Annotated in this window: 2 protein-coding genes and 1 tRNA gene; 1 reads left to right on the forward strand and 2 read right to left on the reverse strand. The window is 53.3% G+C overall.

Annotation, left to right across the window (positions count from 1 at the left end; translation table 11 throughout):
• The first annotated feature begins 86 nt into the window (after positions 1-86).
• Positions 87-159, forward strand: a tRNA-Val gene (locus WAO31_RS01440).
• Between the two features lie 406 nt (positions 160-565).
• On the opposite strand, the gene WAO31_RS01445 is transcribed toward WAO31_RS01440, so the two are convergent.
• On the reverse strand, positions 566-1,273 hold the full coding sequence (locus WAO31_RS01445; protein WP_509589329.1) for a hypothetical protein: 708 nt from the start codon (positions 1,271-1,273) through the stop codon (positions 566-568).
• Positions 1,274-1,355: 82 nt separating this feature from the next.
• A partial coding sequence (locus tag WAO31_RS01450) for an FAD-dependent oxidoreductase (RefSeq protein ID WP_509589331.1) occupies positions 1,356-1,901 on the reverse strand: 546 nt, incomplete at its 5' end.

A 1,901-nucleotide genomic window follows, 5' to 3' on the forward strand; every position in this document is an offset into this window, starting at 1 on the left:
TTTTTTGCTTGACCTCGACGGTGAGCGGCTATTTAATGGCTAACACAGCGAAATGAGCCGTAAAAGGTTGAGGCAAGTCTTCACTGGGGCGATTGGCGCAGGGGTTAGCGCGCTTCCTTGACATGGAAGAGGTCACAGGTTCGATTCCTGTATCGCCCACGAACAGCGAGTCTTGCAGCGCAGCGGGTTCCGAGGATCGCATGCCGAGTGGCGTTCTCAACGTGACCTAGAGAGGCATAGTTGCAATGCTGGTACCCGCCTGACACGCAAAGCGAGTAAGTGCCACCCCCTCTGGATCTATTTGAGGTACTTCTAGCTACACCGGTAGTTCGGTTGAGCATAAGTCCCGTCTGTTTTTCATGGGCCGGATTCCTTAACCCTCGAACGTGTTCTATGACTCGTTCACATTTCACAATCCCGGGTTGCCCGGTGAGCGTACCTTCTCGCTCTGGGCAGAAATTGACATCGTGGCAGCTTCGAGCCTGTGGCGATGCAGACTCATGATCCGCAACTTTTATTGGTGAAGGTGGGACAGGTCCTGTGGATTCTGCTACCACTGGTGACCTTAGTGAATGTCTGGACCAGTGGTTTCATTGTTTTCACTGTTTGATTTTCGTAGTGGAAGTCCAGGGATGGAAGATACGAGAAAGAAGATTGCGCCGATAAATGTTCCGGCGTTCGCTAACTTGGGGTAGAGGGACTCCCCGGTCAATGCTGGAGCGTAGGCGCCTATCGCTGAGGCAACGAAGAACAGTGAACCCAAGATATTCAACATTGCGAGCGTGCGATCACTTATGGGGTTTCCTTTGCGGTGTTGAATGGGATATTGCAACGAGTAGAAGATGGTGCTCGCCACAACAAAACAGACTGAGCCAGTAAGGTCAGGCACCCACAGAATCTGTTCCTGATGAGTGGGAGTGAAGGATCGGAGTAGATCTCCGGTGGCCGAGACTTGAAAAAAGATTGCCCCGGTGACCTGAATAATTGCTCCCAAAGAATTTCTATTTGCTAAGCGTCTAGCCGCCTGCGGTCCGCTAGCACTGTGGATAGCCATGTGTCGACCGCGAACCAATTGCACGGTCGCGCCAGTCAAGTAGAACGTTGATCCGATCAGATAGACGGAAAGAATAGCCTGACCGGGCATGCCTGAGAGCGTGGGCAAAACTGCGCCTGCTGCAAAAAGGATCGACCCAATAATAAATGTGCTGGCAATCCACCAGTCACCTTCTTGGGGGGCCCAGAGCCTTCGCCCAATTAAATATCTCTGCGCCATATTTGCCACAGCATACGTCCCCTAGATCGTGTGCGCTGATGCATTCTTCGAAGCTGTTTGATCCGGCTTCGGACCTAGGTTCCTACTTTCCGGTGACCACGTCAGCGAGATGCGCAACCGGTGAAGTTGTTGCGCGTCCCTTCAATTCGGACCTGTCTGCAAAGCCGTAAGCCTGGTACAACACTTTCGTTGCGATCCAACGCAATGGTTCAGGCTCCCACTTACGTACCGTGTGATTTACCCAGGGCAAGGTGGTCAGTTCGGTTTGCTCCCCCAGAATCAAGTCGGTTATTGTCCGCCCGGCCAAGTTCGTTGAGGTGACCCCGGTACCGACATAACCGCCGCCCCAGGCAATTCCAGTTCGGGTGTCCAGCCCCACAGTCGCGGACCAATCACGGGGAACCCCAAGCACTCCCGACCAAACATGATCGATCGATGAATCTTTGGTGAGCGGGAACATGCGTTTCAAAATTTCACGCAGACCCTTGACCGTTGCCTCCGGTGTTTGACCGTCAAGATCGGTTTTCGAGCCGAACTTATAGGGGACGCCACGGCCCCCAATTGCAATACGATCGTCGTGAGTGCGCTGGGCATACATGTAGACGTGAGCGAAGTCGCCCACAACTTC

This window comes from Rhodoluna sp., from assembly GCF_049276775.1.
GTDB lineage: Bacteria > Actinomycetota > Actinomycetes > Actinomycetales > Microbacteriaceae > Rhodoluna.